Origin of the sequence: Mesorhizobium sp. M0633 (assembly GCF_040320645.1) — a bacterium.
GTDB lineage: Bacteria > Pseudomonadota > Alphaproteobacteria > Rhizobiales > Rhizobiaceae > Mesorhizobium.
Window position 1 is genome coordinate 80514 of the sequence record NZ_JAMYQC010000007.1, and the last position, 26879, is coordinate 107392.

Sequence of the window (26879 nt, forward strand, 5' to 3'; positions counted from 1 at the left end):
GCAAGGCGATTCCCCGTTTGCTTTGCCGCAAGCGGGTAGCGCAGGGTGATGACAGGCCAGTGACAGCCTGTTGACGCGAGTTCAGGCCTTGCCAAATCCACCTGGGGTCGGCGTCGTCACGATGACCGCCTCGCCAGCGTCGAGGATGGTCTGATCGCAGGCTTTCAGCGTCTCGATCGCGCCGGTCTTGCGGCGGACCTTGGTCGAACCGGCCTCGCCATCGCCGCCTCCGTCCAGTCCCCGCGGCGGGCGGTTGCGATGCGAGGACAGGATCGCGCATTCCATTTTTTCGAGGAAGCGGATGGTGCGCCCGGTGCCGTCGCCGGCATTCCATTTGCCTTCGCCGCCGGAGCCTTCGCGGATATGAAAATCCTCGAGCAATACCGGGAAACGCAGTTCCAGCACTTCCGGATCGGTCAGGCGCGAATTGGTCATATGGGTGTGGACGCCGGAGGTGCCGGCAAAACCGCGGCCGTCGTTCATCCGGCCAGCCGGCGAGCCCGAGCAGATCGTCTCGTAATACTGGTACTGCTTGTTGCCGAAGGTGAGATTGTTCATCGTGCCTTGCGCATTGGCCATCGCGCCCATGGCGCCGAACAGCGCGTTGGTGACGTGCTGCGAGGTCTCGACGTTACCGGCGACGACTGCCGCGGGATAGGCGGGCTTCAGCATCGAGCCGTCGGGAATGACGATGTTGATCGGCCGCAGACATCCGGCATTCATCGGGATGTTGTCTTCGACCATGACGCGGAAGGCATAAAGCACAGCGGCTCGGGCGACTGGCTCTGGCGCATTGAAATTGTTCTTCATCACCGGCGACGTTCCGGTGAAGTCGACGGTCGCTTCGCGCTTCCGCCGGTCGACCGATATCTTCACCTTGATCATTTGGCCGGTGTCGGTCGGATATTCGTATTCCGAACTGTCGGGCAGCCGCTCCAGAACGCGGCGCACGCTTTCGGCGGCATTGTCCTGGACATGGCCCATATAGGCTTCGACGACATCGAGGCCGAAATGCGCGACCATCTTGCGCAGCTCGGCGACGCCCTTTTCGTTCGCGGCGATCTGCGCCTTGAGGTCGGAGATGTTCTGGTGCGGATTGCGCGCCGGGTAGGGGTGGTTGGTGAGTAGCGTCTCCAGGTCCTTCTCGCGGAACCGGCCGCGATCGACGATGCGGAAATTATCGAACAGCACGCCTTCCTCGTCGACGGTTGTGGCAAGCGGCGTCATCGAGCCGGGCGCGGTGCCGCCGATGTCGGCATGATGGCCACGCGAGGCGACGTAGAAGAGGATCTCCTCCCCCCTCGAGGGGGAGGTGGCGGCGAAGCCGCCGGAGGGGGTCGTTGCGGCAGTGCTCGACGCACTTGTGGTGCCTTCTGCGAGGACCCCACCCGGCCGCTTCGCGGCCACCCTCCCCTCAAGGGGGAGGGAAAACACCGGTGTCACCACTGTGATATCAGGCAGATGGGTGCCGCCATTGTAAGGCGCGTTCAGCGCAAAGACGTCGCCGGGGTGAATGTCGCCGGAATTGAGCCGGATGATGGTCTCCACCGAGCGGTCCATCGAGCCGAGATGCACCGGCATATGCGGTGCGTTGGCGACCAGCGCGCCATTCCGGTCGAAGACGGCGCAGGAGAAATCGAGCCGCTCCTTGATGTTGACGGAATAGGCAGTGTTTTGCAGCGTTACGCCCATCTGTTCGGCGATCGACATGAACAGGTTGTTGAAGACCTCCAGCATCACCGGATCGGCTTCGGTGCCGAGTGCGGCCTGTCGGCGCTTCTTCTCGACGCGCCGCATCAATACGTGGTCCTTGGCGGTGATCTCGGCCTGCCAGCCCGGCTCGACGACAATGGTCTGGTTCGGCTCGATGATCAAAGCAGGGCCGGCGATCTTGTTACCAGGCTTCAGCGTTTCGCGAGGGAAGATGCCGGCGTCGCGCCAGACGCCGTCGACAAAGATTTTCCGGTTCCCGGAAGGACTTGCGGCCATGTCTTCAACAACTGAATCGCTTTCGTCGCGGCCGGTGCCGCCGGTATCGGTACCCTCGACGCCGACCGATTCGACGATCATCGGCTTGTCGTCGTAGACGAAACCGAACTGCGCCTTGTGCGCCAGTTCGAAGTCCGCCTTGGCCTGCGCAATCGAGCCGTGCCCGAAGTTCACAGGCAGCGCGGTATCGGTGCCGTCGTAGCGGATCTGCAGCACCGGTCTCGAGGCGACCGCGTCTTCGCTGATGCCTTGCGCGGCGAGTTCGTCGATGACGGCTTTGCGCAGCGTTGCGATGAGTTCATCGATCGCTGGCCCGGAATTGTCCGCCAGCGGCTTCAGCAGCGCCTGCTGGCGTGACGCAAATACAGAGGATAGGCCGATGCCGTATGCCGAGAGCAGGCCTGAGAAGGGATGGATCAGCACCGCCTCCATGCCGAGCGCATCGGCGACCAGGCAAGCGTGCTGGCCGCCGGCGCCGCCGAAGCAGTTCAGGAGGTATTCGGTGACATCGTAGCCGCGCTGCACCGAAATCTTCTTGATGGCGTTGGCCATGTTTTCGACGGCGATGGTGATGAACCCTTCGGCGACGGTTTCCGGCGAGCGGCCGTCGCCGATCTCGGCGGCAAGTGCGGTGAATTTTTCGCGAACCGTCTGGACGTCGAGCGGTTCGTCCTGGCCCGGTCCAAAAATAGCCGGGAAGAACTCGGGCTGCAGCTTGCCCAGCATGACATTGGCGTCAGTGACGGCCAACGGGCCGCCGCGCCTATAGGCGGCCGGGCCGGGATTGGCGCCGGCCGAATCCGGCCCGGCGCGAAAGCGGCCGGCCTCGTAATGGAGGATCGAGCCGCCGCCTGCAGCAACGGTGTGGATGCGCATCATCGGCGCGCGGATGCGCACGCCGGCGACCTCGGTGTCGAAGGCGCGCTCGTAGTCACCATCGTAATGGGCGACATCGGTGGAGGTGCCGCCCATGTCGAAGCCTATGACTTTGCCGAAACCGGCGAGTTTTGCCGTCTCGACCATGCCGACGACACCGCCGGCCGGGCCGGACAACAGCGCATCCTTGCCCTGGAACATGTCGGCGGCGGTGAGGCCGCCCGACGACATCATGAACATGAGGCGAGGGCTTTCCCTCCCGCTTGAGGGGAGGGTGGCGGCGAAGCCGCCGGGTGGGGTCGGCTCGACTGGGTTCGACACTCTGGCGGTGCCTTCTGAGATGACCCCCTCTGGCTGCTGCGCAGCCACCTCCCCCACGAGGGGGGAGAGGGCACCCAGTTCCTCCGCCACCTTCTGCACATACCTAGCCAGGATCGGCGACAGATAGGCGTCGACCACCGTGGTGTCGCCACGGCCGACCAGCTTGATCAGCGGCGAGACCTCGTGACTGACCGAGACCTGCGAGAATCCGAGCTTTCGACAGACTTTGGCGACCGCCTTTTCGTGCTCGGGATGTTTCCAGGCATGCATGAAGACGATCGCGACCGCATCGATGCCATCCGCCTTGGCTTGCTCAATAGCCGGGCGTACCGAAGCAATGTCGAGCAGGCGCTCGACACTGCCGTCGGCGCGAACCCTTTCGTCGATCTCGACGACACGCTCGTAGAGCTGTTCGGGAAGGATGATCTGCTTGGCAAAGATATCGGGCCTGGCCTGATAGGCAATCCTCAGCGCATCGCGGAAGCCTTTTGTGATGAGCAGCAGCACACGGTCGCCCTTGCGCTCGAGAAGCGCATTGGTGGCAACCGTGGTGCCCATCTTGACATCGCCGATCAGAGCGGAGGGGATTGGAGCGCCGGGTTGGACGCCGAGCAGCTCGCGAATGCCATGGATGGCAGCATCGGCATAGGCTTCGGGATTCTCGGACAGCAGCTTGCGCGGGTGCAGCGCGCCTTGCGGGTCACGGCCGATGACATCGGTGAAGGTGCCGCCACGGTCGATCCAGAAATCCCATTTTGCAGTCACTGCGGCGGCTCCCGGGATTTTTCCCTGTTCGATCTGTTAGCTCGCGAGGCCCTGACCGGCAATCGTCAAATGATTGGAATATGTTACAGGCAGAAATGCAACGTTACGAAACTCATGCGCAGCTTACGCATTGTGTCCTCGACCGCCGCCGGTAACGGAGGCGCGATTAGAGGAGAGATATCATGAAGAAACTCATTCTTGCGTCGGTGTCGGCGCTTGCGTTGCTTGGCCTTGCCGCCTGCAGCAACAGCGGCACCGACAACACCACGACGCAGAGCACCAACCCGCCGGCATCCGACCAGACGATGAAGCCGGCTGCTCCTGACGCCAACAAGCCTGCCGAGCCGGCTCCGGCTCCGGCGCCTGCGCCGGCTGCTCCGGCTCAGTAGTCAATGTGACAACCAAGGAAAGGCTGGCCTCACAGGCCGGCCTTTCTGCTGCTTACGATACCAGCGCCTGGCGGCCGAGTGCGACGACGTGAGCGCTGGCGCCAGCCGCCTCAGGCATTGCGCCAAATCGATTGGGCCAGCCCCTGCGGCACTGTCTTGGCTTGATAGCGATGGGTGGTTGGCCCTATGAAGCCCCCATGTCGATTTGGGACCGCCTTGGCGACTTCGTCACACGCGTTTCATCTTCAGCGTCGTCAGGCGTCGCCGAAGTGGTCGAGGCCGTGCGCACGGTTTTCTCCGGCGATGCCGATCTGCGCCGGCGCGTCGCCTTCTCGGTGGCGATGATCGCCCTGTCGGCCAAGATGGCCAAGGCAGACGGCATCGTCACGCAAGACGAGGTGCGCGCCTTCCAGGAAATATTCGAGGTGCCGAAGGAACAGAGGCGCAATGTGGCGCGGCTCTACGATTTGGCCAAACGCGACATTGCCGGTTTCGAGACCTATGCCGAGCGGATGGCGCAGCTTTGCGGTTCGGGCCATTCGAACTGCCTGATGCTCGAGGACATACTCGACGGGCTGTTCCACATCGCCAAGGCCGACGGGCTGGTGCATGAGCGCGAGGGCCAATTCCTGCATCGCATCGCCGAGATATTCCGCATCAATGAGGCGCATTACCAGAGCATCCTGGCCCGGCATGTCGATCTGGGTGCCGCCGATCCCTATGTTGTGCTCGGCATCGAGCGTGGGAAGCCGTTCGAGGAGGTCCGCAGGCGTTACCGCAAGCTGGTCTCCGACAATCATCCGGACCGGCTGATCGCACGCGGCCTGCCGCAGGAATTCATCAAGATCGCGACGACCAGGCTGGCGGCGATCAACGCGGCCTATGAAATGATCGAGCGAGGCCTGCGGCACGCATGAGCGGCTTTCCGCCCGATGAGCCGAGCGCCGAGGTCAGGGTATCGCCGAATTTCGGACCACGGCGCGGGACGCTCGGACCCGATATGATCGTGCTGCACTACACCGGCATGGCTACCGGCGCCGGTGCCGAGGCATGGTTGTGCGATCCGGCAAGCGAGGTCTCGTCGCACTACCTGGTCCATGAGGACGGCCGAATTGTTCAGATGGTAAGGGAAAGCGACCGCGCCTGGCATGCCGGCAGGAGTTCGTGGTTCGGGCTGAACGACGTCAACTCCTGTTCGATCGGCATCGAGATCGTCAATCCGGGGCATACGCTCGGCTATCGCAACTTTCCAAAACCGCAGATCGACGCGGTGATCGGCCTGTGCGCCGGCATCGTCGAGCGCCATTCCATTCCGGCGCAGCGGGTGCTTGCCCATTCCGACGTGGCACCGGGGCGAAAGGTCGATCCAGGCGAGAAATTTCCATGGAAGGCCTTGTTTGCTGCCGGTATCGGCCATGTTGTGCCGGCAGCACCGATCCGGCGCGGCGCCGTGCTGAAGCCAGGCGATACCGGCGCCGAGGTAGAGGCGCTGCAGTCGATGCTGGCGCTCTATGGTTATGGCGTCGAGATCACCGGCACTTTCGACCGGCAGACCGAAATCGTGGTCGAGGCATTTCAGCGGCATTTCCGGCTGCGCCTGGTCGATGGCATGGCTGACGGATCGACGATCCGCACGCTGGAAAGGCTGCTCGCTTCCGTAAGGATAGCCTCTCTCAAATAATCTTTTGCCAGCTTAAAAGTTACAATCTGTTACTCAAAGTGACTTGCGTCGCCTTCTTTGGCGCCAATTCCGTCGTCAAAGGCGATCCGTACAGATTGTCGGACGTCTATCCCCCCACATGTTCCGATGTTGATTGAGGGTATCTGCGCGAAGTTCTTTGTGCAGATCAAACAGAACAGGATCACATGCAGAAATTGACCGTTTTAACGGCAGCCATTGCTGCCGGCGTAATGACTTTTGCCTTCAGTGCGGCGAACAGCGCACCGCTGAGCCAGCGGGCCGATCAGGGCTTCAGTGCCGCAGCCGGCAAAACCGCCATGCCGAAGGGTGGTGCAAAAGTAGAGAAGACCGCCACCGCAAAAGTGGAAAAAGCGGCCGCGGTAAGGACGAAAAAGCCAGTCTCCGCGAAAAGGCCAACCGCTGCGAGAAAGACAATCGCCAAACAGCATGTGAAGCGTAACCGCAAACGCATCGACCGCATGGCAACGGCGTCAGTCGCTCCGAAGAGCAGGCCAGCGCCTCAGGCGGTGGTTGTCGGCGGCAGCGGACAGTATTCGGCGATCATTGCGCGTTATGCCGCCAGCTATGGCGTCCCGGTGTCGCTCGCCAACGCCGTCATCAAGATCGAAAGCAACTACCAACCGAACCAGGTCGGCAGCGCCGGCGAGATCGGCCTGATGCAGATCAAGCCGGCGACGGCAAGGATGATGGGCTATAGCGGTTCGGTTCAGGGTCTCTACGATCCCGATACCAACATCAAATACGGCATGAAGTACCTTGCCATGGCGCGGGATCTCGGCGGCGGCACGACCTGCGGCACGATCCTGAAATACAATGCCGGCCATGCCGCCACACGGATGAACCCGGTGTCCGCCGCCTATTGCGGCAAGGTCAAGGTGCAACTGGCCGCGCTCGGAGCGCCCGCCTGACAAGCGATAACTTGCTTTTTCGTTTGCGTTTTCGGGCCTGAACCCCTTTATACGCCTTGCCAGCTGGCCGGGCGGCCGCACCCGCGAAGCCGAAAGGCTGCGGGTGAGGAAAGTCCGGGCTCCATGGAGACACGGTGCCGGTTAATGGCCGGCGGGGGCGACCCCAGGGAAAGTGCCACAGAAAGCAAACCGCCACGATGCAATCGTGGCAAGGGTGAAAGGGTGGGGTAAGAGCCCACCGCGCGACTGGCAACAGGAGCGGCACGGTAAACCCCACCGGGAGCAAGACCGAATAGGGGCGGTGCGAGGGGAAACCCTCGAGGGCTGTTTCCGGCTCACCGTCCGGGTAGGTTGCGTGAGGCGTATGGCAACATGCGCCCAAGATGAATGGCCGCCACGTTCTCGCCGCGTAAGGGGCGAGGGCCATACAGAACCCGGCTTACAGGCCAGCTGGCAGTTTTCCCCGATAAAAGGAAATCTCCTGATATCAGCAGGTTGCGTCTTCGGGCGCAGCCGTTGATTCAATTTTCGCCCCGCAATCGAGCGCGGCATTTCTTGAAAATGGTGCGATTTAATCGTACCATTTGGATGGCGGTACTGAGGAACGCGTCATGGGAGTCGATAAACGCAGCATCACGCTGTCGCCGGAATTGGCGGCGGCGGTCGACGACGTGGTCGCCGCCGGCGAATATGCCTCGGCGAGCGAGGTGATCCGCGATGCGTTGCGACAATGGAAGGATCGGCGCGACCTGCTCGGCTACACGGTCGAGGAATTGCGCAAGCTGGTGCAGGAGGGGATCGACAGCGGACCGGGACGGTTTGCGTCGATCGACGAAATAAAGGCCGAAGCGCGCAGACGATTGAAACCCGACAGCGCGGCATGAATTTGCTGCCCATCATCCGAACCGCAAATGCGGAAGAGGATTTGATCGCGATCTGGCTTCATGTTGCGCAAGACAACGAGGCTGCAGCCGATCGATTGCTCGATCGGATCGAAACCCGCTGGCAGCAAGTGGCCACTTATCCCTTCTCAGGTGCACCGCGCGAAGACATCGCGCCCGGCATCCGTCACCTGATCGTCGGCGAATACCTCACCCTGTACCGCGTCAGTGAAGAGGCGATCGAAATCGTCCGCGTGCTGCACGGCCGGCGCAAGATCGCGGCCGACGATCTAAGTTCGTGATTGCCGATTCAGCCACCGATTGCGTCCAGCGACGCCTCAATCGCCTGCCAAAGCTCTTCCACCGGCTCGCAGCCGACCGACAGGCGAACGAAGCCGGGCGGAACGGCATCTCCCCTTTTTGATCGCCGTTCGGCCGAGGTGTGTACGCCGCCGAACGACGTCGCTGCCTGCATCAAGGCGCAGTTGTTGATGAAATCCTCGGCCTTGTCCTCCGAGGCGAGCACGAACGAGATGAGAAATCCGAAGCGCTCCATCTGGGCGCAGGCAAGATTGTGCGATGGATCGCTCTCCAGTCCCGGAAAGCGCAAGCCGCTGATCGCGCGATGGTTTTTCAGCCGTCGCGCTATCATTTCGGCGGAAGCGCACATGCGGTCGAAGCGCACGTCCAGCGTTTCGAGGCCGCGATGCACCAGCCATGCCTCGAACGGCCCGGGGATGGCGCCCGACGTCTCGCGCCAGTCGGTCACCCTCGAGATAATGTCCGCGTCGCGGCTGGCGACATGGCCGAACAGCACATCGGAATGGCCGTTTGGTGCCTTGGTGTCGGCGGCAATGACGATATCTGCGCCGAGATCGAGCGGGCGCTGGCCGAAAGGCGTCATCGTCGTGTTGTCGACCACAAGCACCGCACCCGCTCTATGCACGGCCTCGGCGACGGCTGCGATGTCGCATATGTCCAGTCCTGGGTTGGCGGGCGTTTCGACGAACGCAAGCCGATACCTATCGAAGCCGCCGTCGAGGAAGCTCGATGTTGGCCGGACATCATAAGCGACGCCGAAGGACTTCAGGAAGCGCTCTGCCAGCGCTCTCGTCGTGTGATAGCCGTCGGACGGCAGCAGGATACGGTCGCCGGCTTTGAGCAGGCCGAAAAATACCGCCGAGATGGCAGCCATCCCCGAGGGAAAGGCGACGCATGGGGCGTCTTCCAGATGCGCCAGAATGTGCTCGACCGCATCCCAGGTCGGATTGCTGAAGCGGCCATATTGATCGAAGCCGGTGGCGTCGCCGGGCGCATGAAAGATGGCGGCCATCGTCAGGGGCAAGGGGATCGGGTCGCCCTTGGCCAGCCCGCCGCGGCGCAGATGGGGAAGTGCCGCGGCGCGTGACTTGGCTGTTTCGGACATGATTTCAAACCTCGTTACTGACCGGAAAAGGAGATGCCGAGGCTATGCGCGGCAGCGATCCGCAGCAAGTCGGCTCCGGTTGGGCCACACGGCTCTAAACGCTTCGTTAGGCTTAATAGAGGATAAAGACGGGAGTGCCGTCAAAGCTGCTCTCCCCAGTCGTGGCCGGCGCGTTTTGAAGACTGTTCCCGTTGACGCCCATAACACCCCATGATATCCCATTCCGATACTCAAGCCTTCGTTCCGTGTCAGGGTGAAGCGTACGCCAATCGGGCAGCCGCGGCGGCTGCGCGTTTGCCTGCGTTCGCCCGTCACAACGAAGCGGGTTTTGGACGTCGACCGGGCTGGGGCGGCGCGGACAGGAAGATGCAGAGGGGTGCGGCGGCGCAAGCGGCCGTAACGCGTAATGGACCGGTTTCTGTCGAACGCGGTGAACAGGATCGATGCGAAGGGACGAGTGTCCGTGCCGGCGCATTTCCGTGCCGTTGTGCAGAAACGCGGCTATTCGGAACTTTATGCGCTACGCTGCCTGGATCGCCCGGCGATGGATGTCGGTGGGCTCGACCTGCTCGATCGCTACGAGCAGCGTATCGCCCAGGAAGACCCGTTCCTGCAGACGGCGGACGACATGTCGTTCTTCTGCCATGGCGATGGAACGTTTCTGAAGCTCGACCAGGACGGCCGTATCACGATGAGCGATTTCATTCGCGAGCATACCGGCATTTCAGCGGAAGTGGCCTTCGTTGGCCGGGGCAATTTCTTTCAGATCTGGGAGCCGGGACGGCTCAGCGCCTACGGGACGGAAGCACGCGCCCGGCTTTTGCAGCTTCGGCAGGGGACGAAGCCCGGGGAGCGGCCGGAATGATGGCGGGCGACGGCGATGAAGTTCATGCCGCTGGCGGACCAGCCCGTCACATTCCGGTCCTCCTTGCCGAAGTTCTGGAGGCGCTGGCCCCGACAAAAGGCGAGGTGATCGTCGACGGCACGTTCGGTGCCGGCGGCTACACCAAGGCCATTCTGGCAAGCGGAGCCTCGGTCGTCGCCATCGACCGCGATCCGGATGCGATCGCGGCGGGGCGGGCCCTTGAACAGCAGTCCGGCGGCAAGCTCAGGCTTGTCCAGGCACCGTTCTCGACGCTCGACGAGCAGGTTGAAAGTGCCGATGGCGTCGTGCTCGACATCGGCATCTCCTCCATGCAGATCGACCAGCCGGAGCGCGGCTTTTCATTCCGGGCCGATGGACCGCTCGACATGCGCATGGCGCAGGCGGGCCTGAGCGCCGCCGATGTCGTCAACACCTTCAAGGTGGGCGATCTTGCCCGCATCTTCGGTTTTCTCGGCGAGGAACGCCATGCCGGGCGCATCGCCCGCATGATCGAGAGCCGTCGCGAAAAACGCCCCTTCGAGCGCACGCTCGACCTTGCCGATGCCATCGAGACGCATATCGGTCGCGCGCCGAAAGACAAGATCCATCCGGCCACCCGCGTTTTCCAGGCGCTGCGCATCTTCGTCAATGACGAACTCGGCGAACTGGCCAAGGCACTGTTTGCCGCCGAGCGCGCGCTGAAACCGGGCGGGCGGCTTGTCGTGGTGACCTTCCATTCCCTCGAGGACCGCATCGTCAAGCGCTTCATCGCCGACAGAGCCGATTCAGCGACCGGATCGCGGCACCTGCCCGAGGCGCAGGCGCGCACCGCCACCTTCACCAAGAAGGGCGGCGGCGTGACGCCTGGCGATGCCGAGATATCGGCAAATCCGCGGGCGCGCTCGGCAAGGCTGCGCACTGCAATCCGTACAGAGGCGCCGGCGCGTGCCGGCGATTTTTCGATTTTCGGCCTGCCAAAACTGCCTGGCCCAAAGCTTCCCGGCGCCGATCGACCGGGAGAGAGGTGAGCACGTGTTTCGTACCAGCGACATAGTCCTGATCGCCGTCATGGTTTCGGCGGCTGCCCTGACCTACAAGACCAAGCGCGAGGCCGAGGAGCAACTGGCGGCAGTGCACAAGATCCAGGCGCAGATCCGTTATGAGGAGGACACGATCGACCTGCTCAAGGCGGACTGGAGCCTGCTTACCCAGCCGTCGCGCCTGCAGAAGCTCACCGAAATCTACAAATCGCAACTCGGACTCGAGCCGGTCAATGCGCGGCAGATCGTCGGGCTGGACGATCTGCCGGCGAAACCCGTCAACATCGAGGACCTTTCATCGCAGCGGCTGGGCGGCATGGCCGATATCGGCGGCAAAGATCCCGTGGTGACCGGAGGCATCGTCCAATGATCACCGGATTTCCAATGGCTGCCAGATTTCCAAAGATTGGCAGGCTGCTGAAGAGCGGTTCACAGGCCGGTGCAGGCGGATCGATCGTGGTCGAAGGTGCCCGCAAGGCGACCGGTGGCAAGGGCAGGACCCGCATCGTCATGACCATGGCGGTGTTCTTCGGCATCTATTCGACCATTGCCGGGCGGCTGGTCTATCTGGGTTTCCAGAATCCCGACCTGTCGGGCGGCCCGCAGAGCCGGGTGACGGCATCGCGACCCGACATCGTCGACCGTAACGGCGAAGTGCTGGCGACCGACATCAAGACCGCGTCGCTGTTTGCCGAACCGCGTCGCATCGTCGATGCCGACGAGGCGATCGAAAAGCTGTCGACGGTGCTTCCCGAGATCGACTACGAGCAGACATATAACAAGCTGAAGAGCGGCGCCGGGTTCGTCTGGCTGCAGCGGCAACTGACGCCGAAGCAGCAGGCCGACATCATGCAACTCGGCATCCCCGGATTCGGCTTTCGCACCGAAAAGCGCCGGTTCTATCCGGCCGGCGAAACCTCGTCCTACATTGTCGGCCTCACCAACATCGACAATCAGGGCATCTCCGGCATGGAGAAATACATCGACGAACAGGGCTTGAGCGATCTTCAGGCGTCGGGCCTCGCGGTGGCCAAGGATTTGAAGCCGGTGCAGCTCTCGATCGACCTGCGCGTCCAGCATATCGTGCGCGACGAGGTCGCCACCGGCATGGAAAAGTACCACGCCATCGCGGCGGGCGCCGTCGTGCTCAACGTCAAGACCGGCGAGGTGCTGGCGATGGCGTCGGTTCCGGATTTCGATCCGAACAACCCCTATAACGCGCAGGACAAGGACCGGCTCAACCGTATGTCGGCCGGCCTCTATGAAATGGGGTCGACCTTCAAGAGCTTCACCACTGCCATGGCGCTCGATTCCGGCAAGATAACGCTGCAAAGCCGTTTCGACGCGTCGCGCCCGATCAGGATCGGCCATCAAACCATCTATGATTTCCATGGCAAGGGCCGGGTACTGTCGGTGCCGGAAGTGTTCATCTACTCCTCCAATATCGGCTCTGCCAAGGAAGCCGAAGCGGTTGGCATCGACGGACACCGCGAATTCCTGCATCGCCTGGGAATCCTCGAGAAGATGCAGACCGAACTGCCGGAAGTCGCTCGGCCGACCGAGCCCAAGGTCTGGAAGCAGGTCAATTCGATCACCATCGCCTTCGGCCACGGTGTGTCGACGACGCCGCTGCAGACAGCGGTCGGCTGCGCCGCGCTGATGAATGGCGGCTATCTGATGGACCCGACCTTCCTGCCGCGCACGCAGGAGCAGGCGATGGCGGTGGCCAAGAAAGTGGTCAGCGACAAGACGGTCGAGGGCATGCGCTATCTCTATGCACTCAATGCCGAAAAGGGATCCGGCCGCAATGCACGGGTGCCAGGATACCGGGTGGGCGGCAAGACGGGAACGGCGGAGAAGGTTGTCAACGGCCGTTACTCGAAGGAAAAGAATTTCAACGCCTTCGTTGCGGCTTTCCCGATGGACGATCCGCAATACATAGTGCTTACGATCGCCGACGAACCGAGGCCGGAAAAGCCCGGCATGGGTGCTACGGCCGCCTCGAACGCGGGCATCATGGCTGCAAACATCATCCGACGTGCGGCTTCCATGCTTGGCGTGAAGCCAGATTTCAGCCATGAAAATGGTGCAACGCTGGTTTCCTATCAGTGATTCTTGGGGCGCGCCGGCAACTGCGCGCTATTTTGTTGCGATGAACGGGGTTCGATGAAGCTGAAAAATCTAGCCGGTATCCTGCCTGTCGAAGGGACAGCTTCCTTCGATATGGAGGTTACAGGGATTTCGTCGGATTCCCGCCAGGTAACACGGGGCGTCGTCTTTTTCGCGCTCAGCGGCTCCAAGGCGGATGGCGCAGCCTACGCAGCCGATGCCGCGAGCCGAGGCGCTGCAGCGATCGTGGTCGGCAAGGGCAGTGCCGTCGCCGGGCTGCCAATCCCGGTTCTTGTCGTAGACGATCCGCGCCTTGCACTGGCGCTGAGTGCTGCACGTTTTTTCGGCATGCAACCGCAAACCATGGTCGCGGTGACCGGAACCAGCGGCAAGACCTCGGTCGCCGCATTCACCCGGCAGATATGGGAGCAGGCGGGTTTCGCCGCCGCCTCGATCGGCACGACCGGCGTGGTGGCGCCGGGCCGCAACGAATATGGCTCGCTGACCACGCCGGATCCGGTGGCACTGCACAGGCTGCTCAAGGAGCTGGCGGAGGCCGGCGTCACCCACGCCTCGATGGAAGCGTCCAGCCATGGCCTCGACCAGCGCCGGCTCGACGGCGTCAAGCTTGCGGCCGGCGGCTTCACCAATCTCGGCCGCGACCATATGGACTATCATCCGACGGTCGAGGACTATCATCGCGCCAAATTGCGTCTGTTCGACGCGCTGCTGCCGAAGGGCGCGCCGGCGGTCATCTTTGCCGACGACCCGTGGTCGGAGCCGACGATCAAGGCGGCGCGGGCAGGGGGACTGAATGTGCTGACGGTCGGCCGCCACGGCGATTTCCTGCGGCTGAAGCGGGTCGAGCACGAGCGCCACCGCCAGCGCGCCGAGGTCGAAGCGGACGGCGTTCTCCATGAAGTCGACTTGCCGCTGGCCGGCGACTTCCAGATTGCAAATGCGCTGGTGTCGGCCGGCCTCGCCATTTCGACTGGAACATCTGTTGCCAAGGCGTTGATGGCGCTGGAGAAATTGAAGGGCGCGCCGGGACGGCTCGACCTTGTCGGGACGGCCGCCAACGGCGCGCCGGTCTATGTCGACTACGCGCACAAGCCGGATGCGCTGGAAAACGTGCTGGCTTCGGTGCGCCCCTTTACCACCGGCCGCGTCATCGTCGTATTCGGTTGCGGCGGCGACCGGGACCGAGGCAAGCGGCCGATCATGGGCGAGATCGCCACAAGACTGGCCGACGTGGTCATCGTCACCGACGACAATCCCCGCTCGGAAGTACCCGAGACGATCCGCGCCGCGATCCTGGAGGCCGCACCCGGCGCCATCGAGATCGGCGACCGGCGCAAGGCCATCCACGAGGCGGTCGGGATGCTTCACGCTGGCGACACGCTGATCGTGGCCGGCAAGGGCCATGAGGAAGGCCAGACCATCGGCACCGAGACGCTGCATTTTTCCGATCATGAGGAAGTTCGCTCGGCGCTGCGGGAGCAAGCGGCGTGAGCTATCTGTGGACCTCCGAGGCGCTGGTTGCCGCCATGGATGGCCGGCCGCTCGGTCCGATGCCTGAAGGCATCGCCGGCATTTCCATCGACAGCCGCAGCCTGCAGCCGGGAGACGCTTTCTTCGCCATCAAGGGCGAGGCCATGGACGGCCATGATTTCGTCACGGCTGCCATCAAGGCGGGCGCCGGCGTGCTGGTCGTCGCCGAGGGCAAGCTGCCGTCGCTGGGGCGGCTGACTGCACCGATGATCGTCGTGGAGGACGTGCTTGTCGCTCTGGAAAAGCTCGGCGTTGCGGCGCGCGCACGCTCAAAGGCCAGGGTCATTGCCGTGACCGGATCGGCGGGCAAGACCACCACCAAGGAAGCGCTACGCCACGCTCTCTCCGCGGTCGGTACGGTGCATGCATCGGCCCAGTCGTTCAACAATCACTGGGGCGTGCCGCTGACGCTGGCGCGCATGCCGCAGGATTGCGACTATGCCGTCTTCGAGATCGGCATGAACCATCCCGACGAGATCCGGCCGCTGGTCAAGATGGTCCGGCCGCATGTCGCCATCGTCACGTTGATCGCGGCCGCTCACCTCGGCTTCTTCCGCAACCTGGACGAGATCGCCAAGGCCAAGGCAGAGGTTTTCGAGGGACTGGAGCCCGGTGGCGCCGCCCTTCTCAACCGCGACGATGCGCGCTGGAAGCTGCTGGAGAAGATGGCCAAAGAGGCCGGCGTCGAGCATGTCTACGGGTTCGGCGAGAATGCCCGGGCGACCTTCAAACTGATCAAATGCGAGCTCAATGCCGATCACTCGGTCATCACCGCCAAGATTGGCGGGCACGAGATTGTCGCCAGGATCGGCGCGCCGGGCCGCCATATGGTGCAGAACGTGCTCGCGGTTCTTGGTGCCGCGCATCTGGTCGGCGCCGACGTTAACAGGGTTGCGCAGGCGCTGGCCGATCTTTCGCCCGAACGCGGACGCGGCAAGCGCTATGTGTTGCGTCACCCCAACGGGCCGATCACGCTGATCGACGAGAGCTACAACGCCAATCCCGCGTCGATGAGGGCTGCAATGGCACTGCTCAACACGACGCCGGTGTCGGGCGAGGGCAGGCGCATTGCCGTGCTCGGCGATATGCTCGAGCTCGGCAGCCATTCGGCGAAATTGCATGCCGCGCTTGCCGGTCTGATCGTCGGCACCGACACGCGCACGGTCTTTCTCGGCGGCCCGGAGATGCGGGCGCTGGCCGACGTTTTGCCCGGCGAGATCAGGACGGAGTACCGCGCCGGTGCGGAAGATCTGAAACCGGTTCTTCTATCGGAATTAAAGCCCGGCGACGTGGTCATGATCAAATCGTCGAAGGGCATAGGCTTTTCAAAGCTGGTCGAGGCGTTGCTCGGCAAGTTTCCGGCGGAAGCCACAACCAGCAGACAGACCTAGGATCGGTCCGGGGGACGCAAGCGCATGCTAACACTGCTCGTCGAATTTGCGGACAAGATCTCGGTCTTCAACGTCTTCCGCTACATAACATTCCGCACCGGCGGAGCGCTGATCACAGCGGCGCTGATCGTGTTCATCTTCGGACCGACCATCATCAATTCGCTGCGGCTGCGGCAAGGCAAGGGCCAGCCGATCCGTGCCGACGGGCCGCAGACGCATTTCAAGAAGGCGGGAACGCCGACAATGGGCGGACTGATGATCCTGTCCGGCATCGTCGGTTCGTCGCTGCTGTGGGCGAACCTGTCGAGCATCTACGTCTGGGTGGTCCTGCTGGTGACGCTGGGATTCGGCTCGATCGGCTTTTACGACGATTATCTCAAAGTAACCAAGCAATCGCATCTCGGCTTTTCCGGCAAGGCGCGGCTGGGGCTCGAATTCGTCATCGCCGGCATCGCCGCCTGGGTGATCATGCATAACGGCCAGGCGCCGTTCTCGTCATCGTTGACATTCCCTTTCGCCAAGGAGTTTCTCGTCAATCTCGGCTGGTTCTTCATCCCGTTCTCGTGCTTCGTCATCGTCGGCGCCGGCAATGCGGTGAATCTGACCGACGGTCTCGACGGGCTGGCGATCGTGCCGATCATGATCGCAGCCGCATCCTTCGGCGTCATCGCCTATCTCTCCGGCAACGCGGTGTTCGCCGAATATCTGCAGATCCATTTCGTGCCCGGCACCGGTGAACTTGCGGTGGTCCTTGGAGCGGTGATCGGCGCCGGTCTCGGTTTCCTCTGGTTCAATGCGCCGCCGGCGGCGATCTTCATGGGCGACACCGGCTCGCTGGCGCTGGGTGGGCTGATCGGCACGGTCGCGGTGGCGACCAAGCACGAGATCGTGCTGGTCATCGTCGGCGGCCTGTTCGTCGTCGAGATATTCTCGGTCATCATCCAGGTCGGCTACTTCAAGATGACCGGCAAGCGCGTCTTCCTGATGGCGCCGATCCACCATCATTTCGAAAAGCTCGGCTGGACCGAAAGCCAGGTGGTGATCCGCTTCTGGATCATCGCCGTCATCCTGGCGCTGGTCGGCCTGTCGACCCTGAAGCTCAGATAGGAGGCCGCTTGATCCCCGCCGCATCCTTTTCAGGCAAGCGCGTTTCGCTCTTCGGGCTCGGTGGCTCGGGGATTGCCACGGCGCGCGCGCTGATCGAGGGCGGCGCGGATGTGCTGGCCTGGGACGACAATCCCGATAGCGTCGCCAAGGCCGGCGCGGTCGGCATCACGACAGCGGACCTGCGCGGTGCGGACTGGGCGAGGTTTTCCGCCTTCGTGCTGTCGCCCGGCGTGCCGCTGACGCATCCCAAGCCGCACTGGACCGTCGAGCTGGCGCGGGGCTCAGGCGTGGAGATCATCGGCGACATCGAGCTTTTCTGCCGCGAGCGGATGCTGCTGGCACCGGCAGCACCTTTCATTGCCATTACCGGCACCAACGGCAAGTCGACGACCACGGCACTGACGGCGCACATCCTAAAATCGGCTGGGCGCGACACGCAGATGGGCGGCAATATCGGCCGCGCGGTGATGACGCTCGATCCGCCGCAGCCTGAACGGCACTATGTGGTTGAGTGCTCTTCCTACCAGATCGATCTTGCCCCTTCGATCAATCCGACGGCCGGTGTGCTGCTCAACCTGACGCCGGACCATCTCGACCGCCATGGCACGATGCAACACTACGCCTCGATCAAGGAGCGGCTGGTGGCCGGCAGCGAGACGGCAATCATCGGTGTCGACGATTCCTGGTGCGCCCAGATCGCCGATCGGCTGGAGCGGGCCGGCCGGCAGGTCATCCGCGTCTCCAAGCGCCTGCCGCTGACCGACGGTTATTTCGCTGACGGCACCAACTTAATGGAAGCCGTGCACGGCCGCTACAGCCGTGTCGCCTTCCTCGAAGACATCGGCTCGTTGCGCGGCCAGCACAATGCGCAGAACGCGCTGGCCGCCGCCGCCGCCTGCCTCAAGGTCGGGCTCGAGCTCGGCGAGATCCAATCCGGACTGGAGAGTTTCCCTGGGCTGGCGCACCGCATGGAGCAAGTCGGCCGCAAAGGGCATGTGCTGTTCGTCAACGATTCCAAGGCGACCAATGCCGATGCCGCTGCACCGGCGCTGTCGAGCTTTGCGCGTATCTACTGGATTGCCGGCGGCCTGCCGAAAGAGGGCGGCATCGAGCCGTTACGCGGCTTCTTCCCGCGCATCGCCAAGGCCTATCTGATCGGCGAAGCCGCACCGGCCTTTTCGGCGACGCTGGGCGAAGCGGTGCGCTACGAGATATCAGGCACGTTGGCGGCGGCAGTCGAACACGCCGCCCGCGATGCGGCCAGGGATAGTAGCGGCGAGGCAGTGGTGCTGCTGTCGCCGGCCTGCGCCAGTTTCGACCAGTTCAAGAATTTCGAAGTCCGCGGCGAGGCGTTCAGGCAAGCCGCAACCGCCATTGATGGCGTGAAGCCCATCGGAGGGACACGATAATGCAAAGCCGTCTCGACAAAAGCCCTGTGGCGACCTGGTGGTGGACGATCGATCGCTGGTTCCTGGCGGCGTTCCTGTCGCTGATGGGGCTCGGCATCGTTTTGTCCTTCGCCGCAAGCCCGGCGGTGGCCGAGCGCATCGGGCTCGACAGTTTCCACTTCGCGACACGCCAGATTATCTTCACCATTCCGGCACTTGGGGTAATGCTGGCCGTCTCGTTCCTTGAATCCAGGCAGATCCGGCGCATGGCGCTGGTCATGTTGTGCATCATGCTGTTTCTGATGGTGGCGGTGCTCTATATCGGCGTCGAGGTGAAGGGCGCGCGGCGCTGGGTGTCGCTAGCCGGCCTGTCGATCCAGCCGTCCGAGTTCCTGAAACCGGCCTTCGTCATCATCTGCGCCTGGCTGTTCGCCGAGCACAAGCGCCAGCCCGACATTCCGGGCAATTTGTTCGCCATGTTGCTGCTTGCACTGGTCATCTCGCTGCTGGTGGCGCAGCCTGACCTTGGGCAGACCATGCTGGTGCTCGGCACCTGGGGGGTGATGTTCTTCATGGCCGGATTGCCGTGGCTGTGGATCGTCGCGCTGGGTGCTGCAGGCGTCGGCGGCGTGTTCGCCGCCTATGCAGTGTTCCCGCACGTTGCCGGCCGTATCGACCGCTTCATGACCGGCGAGGGCGACACGTTCCAGGTCGACATGGGCCGCGAGGCGCTGATCAATGGCGGCTGGTTCGGCGTCGGGCCGGGCGAGGGCACCGTCAAACGGGTCATCCCCGACAGCCATGCCGACTTCGTCTTCTCGGTCGCCGGCGAGGAATTCGGGCTGATCATGTGCTTCTTCATCATGTCCATCTTCGGGTTCATCGTGCTGCGCGGCCTCAACACGGCACTCAAGGAGCAGGACGATTTCACACGCTATGCGGTTGGCGGCTTGGTCACGGTCTTCGGCCTGCAGTCGGTCATCAACATGGCCGTCAATCTGCAGCTGATGCCCGCCAAGGGCATGACGCTGCCGTTCATTTCCTACGGCGGTTCCTCGCAGATCGCGATCGCCATCTCGATGGGCATGGTGCTGGCGCTGACGCGCAAGCGCCCGGAAAAGCGCAAGCAGCTGGGCTTCATGCCGTCGCCGCGTGCGATGCCGGCGGAGTGAGATGGCGAAGGGGGTCATCCTTCTGGCGGCAGGCGGAACCGGCGGACATCTGTTCCCGGCCGAGGCGCTGGCACATGAGCTCAAGACGCGCGGCTGGGCGGTACATCTGGCCACCGACGACCGCGCCGAGCGCTATGCCGGCAGGTTCCCCGGCGACGGCGTCCACGCTATCGCCTCCGCTACCTTCGGGTCGAGAAATCCGCTGACTGTCGCGCGGACCTTCTGGACCCTGTGGCGTGGATTCCGCCAGTCGTCCGCCCTGATCGCCCGGCTGAGGCCGAATGCGGTGGTGGGCTTCGGCGGCTATCCGACGCTGCCGCCGCTGTTCGCGGCGACGCGACGCGGTGCGCCAACGCTGATCCATGAGCAGAACGCGGTAATGGGCCGCGCCAACAAGGCGCTCGCGCCGCGGGTGACGGCGATTGCGGGGGGCTTCCTCAAGGCCTCCGGTCCCTTCTCGGCCAAGATCGTGGAGACTGGCAATCCGGTCCGGCAGGCGGTGCTCGACGTGGCCGGCAGGCCCTATGCCGTGCCCGAGCCCGGCGGACCGCTGCGGCTGCTCGTCTTCGGCGGCAGCCAGGGCGCGCGCTATTTTTCCGACACTGTGCCTGAGGCGGTGGCGGCGATGCCCAGCGCAATGCGCTCGCGGCTGAGCATCGTGCAGCAGGCACGCGGCGAGGACGAGGCGCGGGTGAGAGAGCACTACCGCGCTCTCGGCATCGAGGCCGAGGTCGCGTCGTTCTTCTCCGATCTGCCGGCGCGCATGGCCGCCGCGCATCTCGTCGTCTCACGCTCGGGCGCGTCGACGGTGCTCGAGCTTTCGGTGATCGGCCGGCCGGCCATCCTCGTGCCTCTTCCGCATGCCCTCGACGACGATCAAGGCCACAATGCACAGATCCTCGTCAATGCGGGGGGCGCGGTGATGCGGCGCCAGCCCGGCCTCGACGCGGCGGCGCTCGCAGGCGAGATCGTGGAGTTGCTGGGCGACGGCGACAGGCTCGCCGCCATGGCCTCGGCGGCCCGCTCGGTGCGAAGACCCGACGCGGCGCGGTTGCTCGCCGATCTGACAGAGGCTATTGCGTCCAGGAAATCCGTTTCGGAATTCAGGAAGGAGACGCACGCATGAAGATGCCACAGACGATCGGCCTCGTGCATTTCATCGGCATTGGCGGCATCGGCATGAGCGGCATCGCCGAGGTGCTGCACAATCTCGGCTACAAGGTGCAGGGATCCGATCAGGCTGACAGCGCCAATGTGCAGCGGCTGCGCGACAAGGGCATCGAATGCTTCGTCGGCCATCAGGCCGAAAACCTCGGCGAGGCCGAAGTGGTCGTCGTCTCCACCGCAATCAAGAAATCCAACCCGGAGCTGAAGGCGGCGAGAGAGAAGTTGCTGCCGATCGTGCGGCGCGCCGAAATGCTGGCCGAGCTGATGCGCTTCCGGCAGGCGGTCGCGATCGGCGGCACGCATGGCAAGACGACGACGACTTCGATGGTGGCGACGCTACTCGAAGCCGGCGGGCTCGACCCGACGGTAATCAATGGCGGCATCATCAATGCCTATGGCACCAATGCCCGCATGGGAGACGGCGAATGGATGGTGGTCGAGGCCGACGAGAGCGACGGCACCTTCCTCAAGCTGCCGGCCGAGATTGCCGTCGTCACCAATATCGACCCCGAGCACCTCGACCATTACGGCTCCTTCGACAAAGTGCGCGAAGCGTTTCGTCAGTTCGTCGAGAATGTGCCGTTCTACGGCTTTGGTGTGATGTGCACCGACCATCCCGAGGTGCAGGCGCTGGTCGCCCGCATCGAGGACCGGCGCGTCATCACCTATGGCGAAAATGCGCAGGCCGACGTGCGCTTCACCAATCACCGCATGGACGGCCCGACCTCGGAATTCGACGTGGTGATCCGCGACCGCAAGACGCACGGCCAGATAACGATATCAGGCCTGCGGCTGCCCATGCCCGGGCGCCACAATGTCTCCAACGCGACGGCGGCGATTGCCGTCGCGCATGAGCTCGGCCTTTCGGCTGAGGCAATCAAGAAGGGCCTGTCGTCTTTCGCGGGCGTCAAGCGGCGCTTCACCCATACCGGTTCGTGGAACGGTGTCGATGTGTTCGACGATTACGGTCATCATCCGGTCGAGATCACGGCGGTACTGAAAGCTGCGCGCAGCGCTACCAAGGGTCGCATCATCGCCGTTACCCAACCGCATCGCTTCACCCGGCTGCGCGATCTGTTCGACGAGTTTTCCGTCTGCTTCAACGACGCCGATACGGTAATGGTGGCGCCCGTCTATGCGGCCGGCGAGGAACCGATCGACGGCGTTACGTCCGACGCACTGGTGTCGCGCATCCGCTCCGGCGGCCATCGCGACGCACGCTACATCGAAGGTCCGGCGGCGATTGCGCCGATCGTGCGCGAGGTGGCGAAGCCGGGCGATTTCGTCGTCTTCCTCGGCGCCGGCAACATCACCCAATGGGCCTATGCGCTGCCCAAGGAACTCGGCGGGACCATCTCATGATGCGCGGCCAGGCGTTGATCGAGAAGCTTGGCGACCGGCTTGCCGGACTGCGCGGCCGCATCACGCCCAATGCCGAGATGGACAAGATCACCTGGTTTCGAGCCGGCGGGCTCGCGGACGCATTGTTCCAGCCGGCCGACGAGGACGATCTTGCCACGTTCCTGAAGGCGGTGCCGGAGGAAATTCCGCTGACCATCGTCGGCGTCGGCTCGAACCTGCTTGTCCGTGACGGCGGCATTGCGGGCTTTGTCATCCGGCTTTCGGCCAAAGGCTTTGGCGAGACCGAAGTAATTGCGCCGACCACGATCAAGGCGGGCGCCGCGACACCCGACAAGCGCCTTGCGGCCGTTGCCTACGAGGCAGGCATCGGTGGCTTTCATTTCTACCACGGCATTCCCGGCGCCATTGGCGGAGCGCTGAGGATGAACGCCGGCGCCAATGGCGTCGAGACGCGCGAGCGCGTGGTCGAGGTGCGGGCACTCGACCGCAAGGGCAATGTTCATACGCTGAGCAATGCCGATATGGGCTATGCCTATCGCCATTCAGCGGCGCCGTCCGGGCTGATCTTCACGTCGGCGCTGCTCGAAGGCATTCCTGAGGACAAGGCGGCGATCAAGGCCGCGATGGATGCTGTCCAGAACCATCGCGAGACCGTGCAGCCGATCCGCGAAAAGACCGGTGGCTCTACCTTCAAGAATCCTGAGGGCACCTCGGCCTGGAAGGAGATCGACAAGGCCGGCTGCCGCGGCCTGATGGTTGGTGGGGCGCAGATGTCGCCGATGCATTGCAACTTCATGATCAACACCGGAACCGCCACGGGCTACGAGCTTGAATATCTCGGTGAGACGGTGCGTGCGCGCGTGCTCGAAAGATCAGGTATCCGGCTGCAGTGGGAGATCAAGCGCATCGGTAATTTTCGGCCGGGCCATGCCGTCCAGGAATTTCTCGGGCAGTTGCTTTAGGCAAGCTGACCGCCGTTGCCTTTCGGACTCATGAATTCACATTTTGCTGCCGTTTTTGCGGAAAGTGAATCCATCGGAATCGTAAGCACTTGCCAGCGAATCAACTCTCTGATTCTCTGCCCTGAAGCGTTTCCTGATTTGAGTCGTTTCGACGCGTTACTCGCGTTTCCGTCTGGGGGGGCAACCTGCCGGGAGACTCGGACTCAATGTTGCGGAAACACGGGAGCGAAGTTGCTCGGGCGCATTTGAGTGCGCGCGATGCTTTTCGGGCCATGCATGATGGTGCAGGCCTGCTGTGAGAGGAAATGACGGGGAATGACAAGCAAGCACGTGGCCGTCCTTCTGGGGGGATTCTCGTCCGAGCGGCCCGTATCCCTGTCGTCGGGCAAAGCCTGCGCCGATACGCTGGAGGGGGAGGGCTACCAGGTCACCCGCGTCGACGTCTCGCGTGACATCGGCTCGGTGCTCGCCGAGCTCAAGCCTGACGTCGTCTTCAATGCGCTGCACGGCCCCTTCGGCGAGGACGGCACCATCCAGGGCATCCTCGAGTACCTCGCCATTCCGTACACCCATTCCGGCGTGCTTGCCTCGGCGCTTGCGATGAACAAGGAACAGGCCAAGAAGGTCGCCAAGGCGGCCGGCGTTCCGGTGGCGGAATCGAAGGTGGCCAATCGCTTCGCCATCCAGAACAAGCACCCGATGAAGCCGCCCTATGTCGTCAAGCCGGTCAACGAAGGATCGAGCTTCGGCGTCGTCATCGTGCATGAAGGCCAGTCGCATCCGCCGCAGATCATCGGCTCGTCCGAGTGGAGATATGGCGACGCGGTGATGGTCGAGCGTTATGTGCACGGGCGGGAATTGACGTGCGCGGTGATGGGCGATGTGGCGCTCGGTGTCTGCGAGATCATCCCGACCGGCCATTCCTTTTACGACTATGATTCAAAATACGTCGCGGGCGGATCAAAACACGAATGCCCGGCAAAACTTTCACCGAATATTTACCAAAAAATACAGACACTGGCACTCAAGGCTCATCAAGCTATCGGCTGTCGGGGCGTTTCCCGGTCGGACTTCCGTTATGACGATCGTCACTCCGAAAACGGCGAAATTGTCTGGCTCGAGGTCAACACCCAGCCGGGCATGACGCCGACGTCTTTGGTGCCGGAAATCGCCGCGCAAGCGGGACACTCGTTCGGCGATTTGTTGAGTTGGATGGTGGAGGACGCTTCGTGTCTGCGTTGAAGTGGGGACAGGGCAACGGGAAGGGCGCGGCCGGGCCGGCGCTGTTCGGCATGCCGTTGTCGTTCGACCATTTCGTGCTGCCGCGCCTGCTCCGCCGGCCGGTGCGCGTGCTGGCGCGCCTCGGCGAAGGCGACTTCGAAGCGCCGCCCTATTGCGCTGCCATGCTGTCGGCGGCACTGCTTGTTTCGAGCAGTGCCTATGGCGCCTATCTCGGCGGATATTCCGACGCCATCGTCCAGAGTGTCACCGCCCGCACCGGCTTTGCCGTCGACCAGGTCAAGGTCGTCGGCAACCGCGAAACGTCCGAGATCGATATTCTCGACAGGCTGGAACTCGACGGCTGGACCTCGCTGATCGGCTTCGATGCCGAAGCCGCGCGCGAACGCATCACCACGCTACCCTGGGTCGAAGCCGCGGCAGTGCGCAAGGTCTACCCGCATACGCTGGAAGTGCGCGTCGAGGAGCGCGAGCCGTTCGCGCTGTGGCAGCAAGGCAGCGCGCTTTCGGTCATCGAGAAATCCGGCACCGTCATTGCGCCGTTCTCCGGCGGCAAACAGATATTGCTGCCGCTGATCATCGGCACCGGCGCACCGGCCAAAGCGCCGGATTTCCTAGCCAAGATCAAGAATTATCCGGAGCTCGCCGCGCGGATCAAGGGCTATATCCGCATCGGCGAACGGCGCTGGGACCTCAAGCTTGAAAACGGCATCACGATCAAGCTTCCCGAAGACGGTGAGGATCAGGCGATTGCCGACCTGGTCAGGATGGATCACGAGAACGGGCTTTTGACGCGCGACATCGCCGCCGTCGACATGCGCCTTTCCGATCGTCTGGTCGTCCAGTTGACGCCGGAAGCGGCGACACAGCGCCAAGCCGCGCTCGACGAAAAGCCCAAGATGCTGAAGCGCAAGCCGGAGACGAAGATATGAGCTGGCTTGGCGGCAATAGCGATGCCTCGTCGCGCCGGTCCGGCATCCTGACGGTGCTGGATGTCGGCTCCAGCAAGGTCTGCTGCGTGGTGGCCAAACTCAAGCCGCGCGACGATGGCAAGCTGCTGCGCGGCCGCTCGCATCGCGTCCAGGTGATCGGCATCGGCCACCAGAAATCGCAAGGCGTGAAATCGGGCGTCGTCATCGATCTCGACCGTGCCGAGCACGCCATCCGTCTTGCCGTCGACGCCGCCGAACGCATGGCGGGACTGACGGTCGATTCGCTGATCGTCAACATGACTGCCGGCCGGCTGAAGAGCGAGGCTTTTTCGGCCACCATCAATCTCGGCGGCCATGAGGCCGACGAGGCCGACATCAAGCGGGTGCTTGCCGCCGGCGCCAAGCAGGCGTTGCGGGCCGAGCGCGAGGTGATCCATTCGCTTCCCGTAGCCTTTTCGCTGGATGCCGAGCGCGGTGTGCGCGATCCGCGCGGCATGGTTGGCGACCAGCTTGGCGTCGACATGCACGTGCTGACAGGCGACGCAGCGCCCTTGCGCAATCTGGAGCTCTGCATCAACCGCTCGCATCTGTCGGTCGAACGCATGGTGGCGACGCCCTATGCCAGTGGGCTTGCTGCGCTGGTCGACGACGAGCTCGAAATGGGCGCGGCCTGCATCGACATGGGCGGCGGCACGACGACGATCTCGGTGTTTTCGGAAGGCAAGTTCGTCCATGGCGATGCCATCGCGATCGGCGGCAACCACGTCACGCTGGATATGGCCAAGGGCCTGTCGACCTCGCTCGATGCCGCCGAAAGGCTGAAAGTGATGCATGGCTCGGCGCTGCCTGGCAGTGCCGACGACCGCGACCTGGTTTCCATCCATCCGATCGGCGAGGACGGCGAGGTGCCGTTGCAGATCCCGCGCTCGGTGATGACGCGCATCATCCGCGCCCGCATCGACGAGACGCTGGAATTGTTGCGCGACCGGCTGAACAAATCCGGCTACGGCAACGCCGTCGGCAAGCGTGTGGTGCTGACCGGCGGTGCCAGCCAGCTTGCCGGCCTGCCCGAAGCAGCACGCCGCATTCTCGGCCGCAATGTGCGCATCGGACGCCCGCTTGGCGTGGCAGGCCTGCCCGAGGCGGCCAAGGGGCCGGCTTTTTCGACGCCCGTCGGGCTTCTGATCTACCCGCAGATGGCGAGCTTCGAGAGCCGCCCGGCGAAGGGAATTTCCGGTCTTCGGATGACCGGAACAGGCGGAAAACTGCATCGAATGAGTCAGTGGTTGAGAGACAGTTTTTAATTTGACGGGGACAGCCCCATAGGCGGCCGCGGC

Annotated in this window: 23 protein-coding genes and 1 other RNA gene; 22 read left to right on the plus strand and 2 right to left on the minus strand. The window is 63.3% G+C overall.

Going from position 1 to position 26879, the window contains the following annotated elements:
• Nucleotides 1-81: 81 nt before the first annotated feature.
• Nucleotides 82-3951 carry a hydantoinase B/oxoprolinase family protein gene (locus NKI47_RS09425; RefSeq protein WP_352589434.1) on the minus strand — a complete coding sequence of 1290 codons (3870 nt, stop codon included), beginning with the start codon at nt 3949-3951 and terminating at the stop codon, nt 82-84.
• Nucleotides 3952-4133: 182 nt separating this feature from the next.
• On the opposite strand from NKI47_RS09425, the gene NKI47_RS09430 reads away from it, so the two are divergent.
• From NKI47_RS09430 to NKI47_RS09460, 7 genes are all read left to right on the plus strand, one after another.
• Entirely contained in the window at nt 4134-4340 is a 207-nt protein-coding gene (locus NKI47_RS09430) for a hypothetical protein (RefSeq protein ID WP_023676780.1), read from the plus strand.
• Nucleotides 4341-4537: 197 nt separating this feature from the next.
• Nucleotides 4538-5257: a TerB family tellurite resistance protein gene (locus NKI47_RS09435; protein ID WP_352456180.1), complete on the plus strand. Its 720-nt coding sequence runs from the start codon at nt 4538-4540 to the stop codon at nt 5255-5257.
• Nucleotides 5254-6021 carry an N-acetylmuramoyl-L-alanine amidase gene (locus tag NKI47_RS09440; RefSeq protein WP_352589438.1) on the plus strand — a complete coding sequence of 256 codons (768 nt, stop codon included), beginning with the start codon at nt 5254-5256 and terminating at the stop codon, nt 6019-6021. The genes NKI47_RS09435 and NKI47_RS09440 overlap by 4 nt, the downstream gene beginning before the upstream one ends.
• 185 nt (nt 6022-6206) lie before the next feature.
• Nucleotides 6207-6950: a lytic transglycosylase domain-containing protein gene (locus tag NKI47_RS09445; RefSeq protein WP_352570489.1), complete on the plus strand. Its 744-nt coding sequence runs from the start codon at nt 6207-6209 to the stop codon at nt 6948-6950.
• Nucleotides 6951-7009: 59 nt separating this feature from the next.
• Nucleotides 7010-7408: RNase P RNA component class A (rnpB, locus tag NKI47_RS09450), an RNA gene on the plus strand.
• Between the two features lie 153 nt (nt 7409-7561).
• A complete protein-coding gene (locus NKI47_RS09455) occupies nt 7562-7834 on the plus strand; it encodes a type II toxin-antitoxin system ParD family antitoxin (protein ID WP_352589442.1) in 273 nt (90 codons plus the stop codon).
• Nucleotides 7831-8133 carry a type II toxin-antitoxin system RelE/ParE family toxin gene (locus tag NKI47_RS09460; protein WP_352589445.1) on the plus strand — a complete coding sequence of 101 codons (303 nt, stop codon included), beginning with the start codon at nt 7831-7833 and terminating at the stop codon, nt 8131-8133. Before NKI47_RS09455 ends, NKI47_RS09460 begins: the two co-directional genes overlap by 4 nt.
• Nucleotides 8134-8141: 8 nt before the next feature.
• Here the strand turns inward: NKI47_RS09460 and NKI47_RS09465 are convergent, their stop codons facing one another.
• A complete protein-coding gene (locus tag NKI47_RS09465) occupies nt 8142-9257 on the minus strand; it encodes a cystathionine gamma-lyase (protein ID WP_352589448.1) in 1116 nt (371 codons plus the stop codon).
• 406 nt (nt 9258-9663) lie between these two features.
• Here NKI47_RS09465 and mraZ point away from each other — a divergent pair, with 406 nt between their 5' ends.
• The 15 genes from mraZ (at nt 9664) to ftsA (ending at nt 26846) form a co-directional block, all read left to right on the plus strand.
• Complete coding sequence (gene mraZ / locus NKI47_RS09470) at nt 9664-10122, plus strand: division/cell wall cluster transcriptional repressor MraZ (protein WP_254818997.1); 459 nt, start codon at nt 9664-9666, stop codon at nt 10120-10122.
• On the plus strand, nt 10119-11150 hold the full coding sequence (gene rsmH / locus NKI47_RS09475; protein WP_352589451.1) for a 16S rRNA (cytosine(1402)-N(4))-methyltransferase RsmH: 1032 nt from the start codon (nt 10119-10121) through the stop codon (nt 11148-11150). Before mraZ ends, rsmH begins: the two co-directional genes overlap by 4 nt.
• Nucleotides 11151-11154: 4 nt before the next feature.
• Nucleotides 11155-11532 (plus strand): cell division protein FtsL, encoded by a 378-nt coding sequence (ftsL, locus tag NKI47_RS09480; RefSeq protein WP_023676771.1) that lies wholly within the window; start codon nt 11155-11157, stop codon nt 11530-11532.
• Nucleotides 11533-11546: 14 nt separating this feature from the next.
• Nucleotides 11547-13274 carry a peptidoglycan D,D-transpeptidase FtsI family protein gene (locus tag NKI47_RS09485; RefSeq protein WP_352589454.1) on the plus strand — a complete coding sequence of 576 codons (1728 nt, stop codon included), beginning with the start codon at nt 11547-11549 and terminating at the stop codon, nt 13272-13274.
• 54 nt (nt 13275-13328) lie between these two features.
• The gene (locus tag NKI47_RS09490) at nt 13329-14783 is read left to right on the plus strand and encodes a UDP-N-acetylmuramoyl-L-alanyl-D-glutamate--2,6-diaminopimelate ligase (protein WP_352453153.1); all 1455 of its coding nucleotides are present in this window, start codon (nt 13329-13331) and stop codon (nt 14781-14783) included.
• Nucleotides 14780-16213, plus strand: a complete 1434-nt coding sequence (locus NKI47_RS09495) for a UDP-N-acetylmuramoylalanyl-D-glutamyl-2,6-diaminopimelate--D-alanyl-D-alanine ligase (RefSeq protein ID WP_352589457.1) — start codon at nt 14780-14782, stop codon at nt 16211-16213. Before NKI47_RS09490 ends, NKI47_RS09495 begins: the two co-directional genes overlap by 4 nt.
• Before the next feature lie 24 nt (nt 16214-16237).
• Complete coding sequence (mraY, locus tag NKI47_RS09500) at nt 16238-17320, plus strand: phospho-N-acetylmuramoyl-pentapeptide-transferase (RefSeq protein ID WP_023676767.1); 1083 nt, start codon at nt 16238-16240, stop codon at nt 17318-17320.
• A gap of 8 nt (nt 17321-17328) precedes the next feature.
• A complete protein-coding gene (murD, locus tag NKI47_RS09505) occupies nt 17329-18729 on the plus strand; it encodes a UDP-N-acetylmuramoyl-L-alanine--D-glutamate ligase (RefSeq protein WP_352589460.1) in 1401 nt (466 codons plus the stop codon).
• Complete coding sequence (gene ftsW, locus NKI47_RS09510) at nt 18729-19880, plus strand: putative lipid II flippase FtsW (RefSeq protein WP_023676765.1); 1152 nt, start codon at nt 18729-18731, stop codon at nt 19878-19880. Before murD ends, ftsW begins: the two co-directional genes overlap by 1 nt.
• A gap of 1 nt (nt 19881) precedes the next feature.
• Nucleotides 19882-21006 carry an undecaprenyldiphospho-muramoylpentapeptide beta-N-acetylglucosaminyltransferase gene (murG, locus tag NKI47_RS09515; RefSeq protein ID WP_352456167.1) on the plus strand — a complete coding sequence of 375 codons (1125 nt, stop codon included), beginning with the start codon at nt 19882-19884 and terminating at the stop codon, nt 21004-21006.
• Nucleotides 21003-22409, plus strand: a complete 1407-nt coding sequence (gene murC, locus NKI47_RS09520; protein WP_352456166.1) for a UDP-N-acetylmuramate--L-alanine ligase — start codon at nt 21003-21005, stop codon at nt 22407-22409. Before murG ends, murC begins: the two co-directional genes overlap by 4 nt.
• Nucleotides 22406-23371: a UDP-N-acetylmuramate dehydrogenase gene (gene murB / locus NKI47_RS09525; RefSeq protein WP_031211769.1), complete on the plus strand. Its 966-nt coding sequence runs from the start codon at nt 22406-22408 to the stop codon at nt 23369-23371. The genes murC and murB overlap by 4 nt, the downstream gene beginning before the upstream one ends.
• Nucleotides 23372-23686: 315 nt before the next feature.
• Nucleotides 23687-24613 (plus strand): D-alanine--D-alanine ligase, encoded by a 927-nt coding sequence (locus NKI47_RS09530; protein WP_023676761.1) that lies wholly within the window; start codon nt 23687-23689, stop codon nt 24611-24613.
• The gene (locus NKI47_RS09535; protein WP_023676760.1) at nt 24601-25542 is read left to right on the plus strand and encodes a cell division protein FtsQ/DivIB; all 942 of its coding nucleotides are present in this window, start codon (nt 24601-24603) and stop codon (nt 25540-25542) included. Before NKI47_RS09530 ends, NKI47_RS09535 begins: the two co-directional genes overlap by 13 nt.
• Complete coding sequence (gene ftsA / locus NKI47_RS09540; RefSeq protein ID WP_023676759.1) at nt 25539-26846, plus strand: cell division protein FtsA; 1308 nt, start codon at nt 25539-25541, stop codon at nt 26844-26846. Before NKI47_RS09535 ends, ftsA begins: the two co-directional genes overlap by 4 nt.
• Nucleotides 26847-26879 lie beyond the last annotated feature (33 nt).

What these genes read in the sequence shown, in the direction of transcription:
- ftsW (WP_023676765.1), top strand. Translation starts at nt 18,729, where the DNA reads ATGCAAAGCCGTCTCGACAAAAGCCCTGTGGCGACCTGGTGGTGGACG.
- murB (WP_031211769.1), top strand. Translation starts at nt 22,406, where the DNA reads ATGATGCGCGGCCAGGCGTTGATCGAGAAGCTTGGCGACCGGCTTGCC.
- NKI47_RS09490 (WP_352453153.1), top strand. Translation starts at nt 13,329, where the DNA reads ATGAAGCTGAAAAATCTAGCCGGTATCCTGCCTGTCGAAGGGACAGCT.
- ftsA (WP_023676759.1), top strand. Translation starts at nt 25,539, where the DNA reads ATGAGCTGGCTTGGCGGCAATAGCGATGCCTCGTCGCGCCGGTCCGGC.
- NKI47_RS09440 (WP_352589438.1), top strand. Translation starts at nt 5,254, where the DNA reads ATGAGCGGCTTTCCGCCCGATGAGCCGAGCGCCGAGGTCAGGGTATCG.
- NKI47_RS09445 (WP_352570489.1), top strand. Translation starts at nt 6,207, where the DNA reads ATGCAGAAATTGACCGTTTTAACGGCAGCCATTGCTGCCGGCGTAATG.
- mraY (WP_023676767.1), top strand. Translation starts at nt 16,238, where the DNA reads ATGCTAACACTGCTCGTCGAATTTGCGGACAAGATCTCGGTCTTCAAC.
- mraZ (WP_254818997.1), top strand. Translation starts at nt 9,664, where the DNA reads ATGGACCGGTTTCTGTCGAACGCGGTGAACAGGATCGATGCGAAGGGA.
- NKI47_RS09465 (WP_352589448.1), bottom strand. Translation starts at nt 9,257, where the DNA reads ATGTCCGAAACAGCCAAGTCACGCGCCGCGGCACTTCCCCATCTGCGC.
- NKI47_RS09435 (WP_352456180.1), top strand. Translation starts at nt 4,538, where the DNA reads ATGTCGATTTGGGACCGCCTTGGCGACTTCGTCACACGCGTTTCATCT.
- NKI47_RS09460 (WP_352589445.1), top strand. Translation starts at nt 7,831, where the DNA reads ATGAATTTGCTGCCCATCATCCGAACCGCAAATGCGGAAGAGGATTTG.
- rsmH (WP_352589451.1), top strand. Translation starts at nt 10,119, where the DNA reads ATGATGGCGGGCGACGGCGATGAAGTTCATGCCGCTGGCGGACCAGCC.
- murG (WP_352456167.1), top strand. Translation starts at nt 19,882, where the DNA reads ATGGCGAAGGGGGTCATCCTTCTGGCGGCAGGCGGAACCGGCGGACAT.
- NKI47_RS09430 (WP_023676780.1), top strand. Translation starts at nt 4,134, where the DNA reads ATGAAGAAACTCATTCTTGCGTCGGTGTCGGCGCTTGCGTTGCTTGGC.
- NKI47_RS09485 (WP_352589454.1), top strand. Translation starts at nt 11,547, where the DNA reads ATGGCTGCCAGATTTCCAAAGATTGGCAGGCTGCTGAAGAGCGGTTCA.
- murC (WP_352456166.1), top strand. Translation starts at nt 21,003, where the DNA reads ATGAAGATGCCACAGACGATCGGCCTCGTGCATTTCATCGGCATTGGC.
- NKI47_RS09455 (WP_352589442.1), top strand. Translation starts at nt 7,562, where the DNA reads ATGGGAGTCGATAAACGCAGCATCACGCTGTCGCCGGAATTGGCGGCG.
- NKI47_RS09530 (WP_023676761.1), top strand. Translation starts at nt 23,687, where the DNA reads ATGACAAGCAAGCACGTGGCCGTCCTTCTGGGGGGATTCTCGTCCGAG.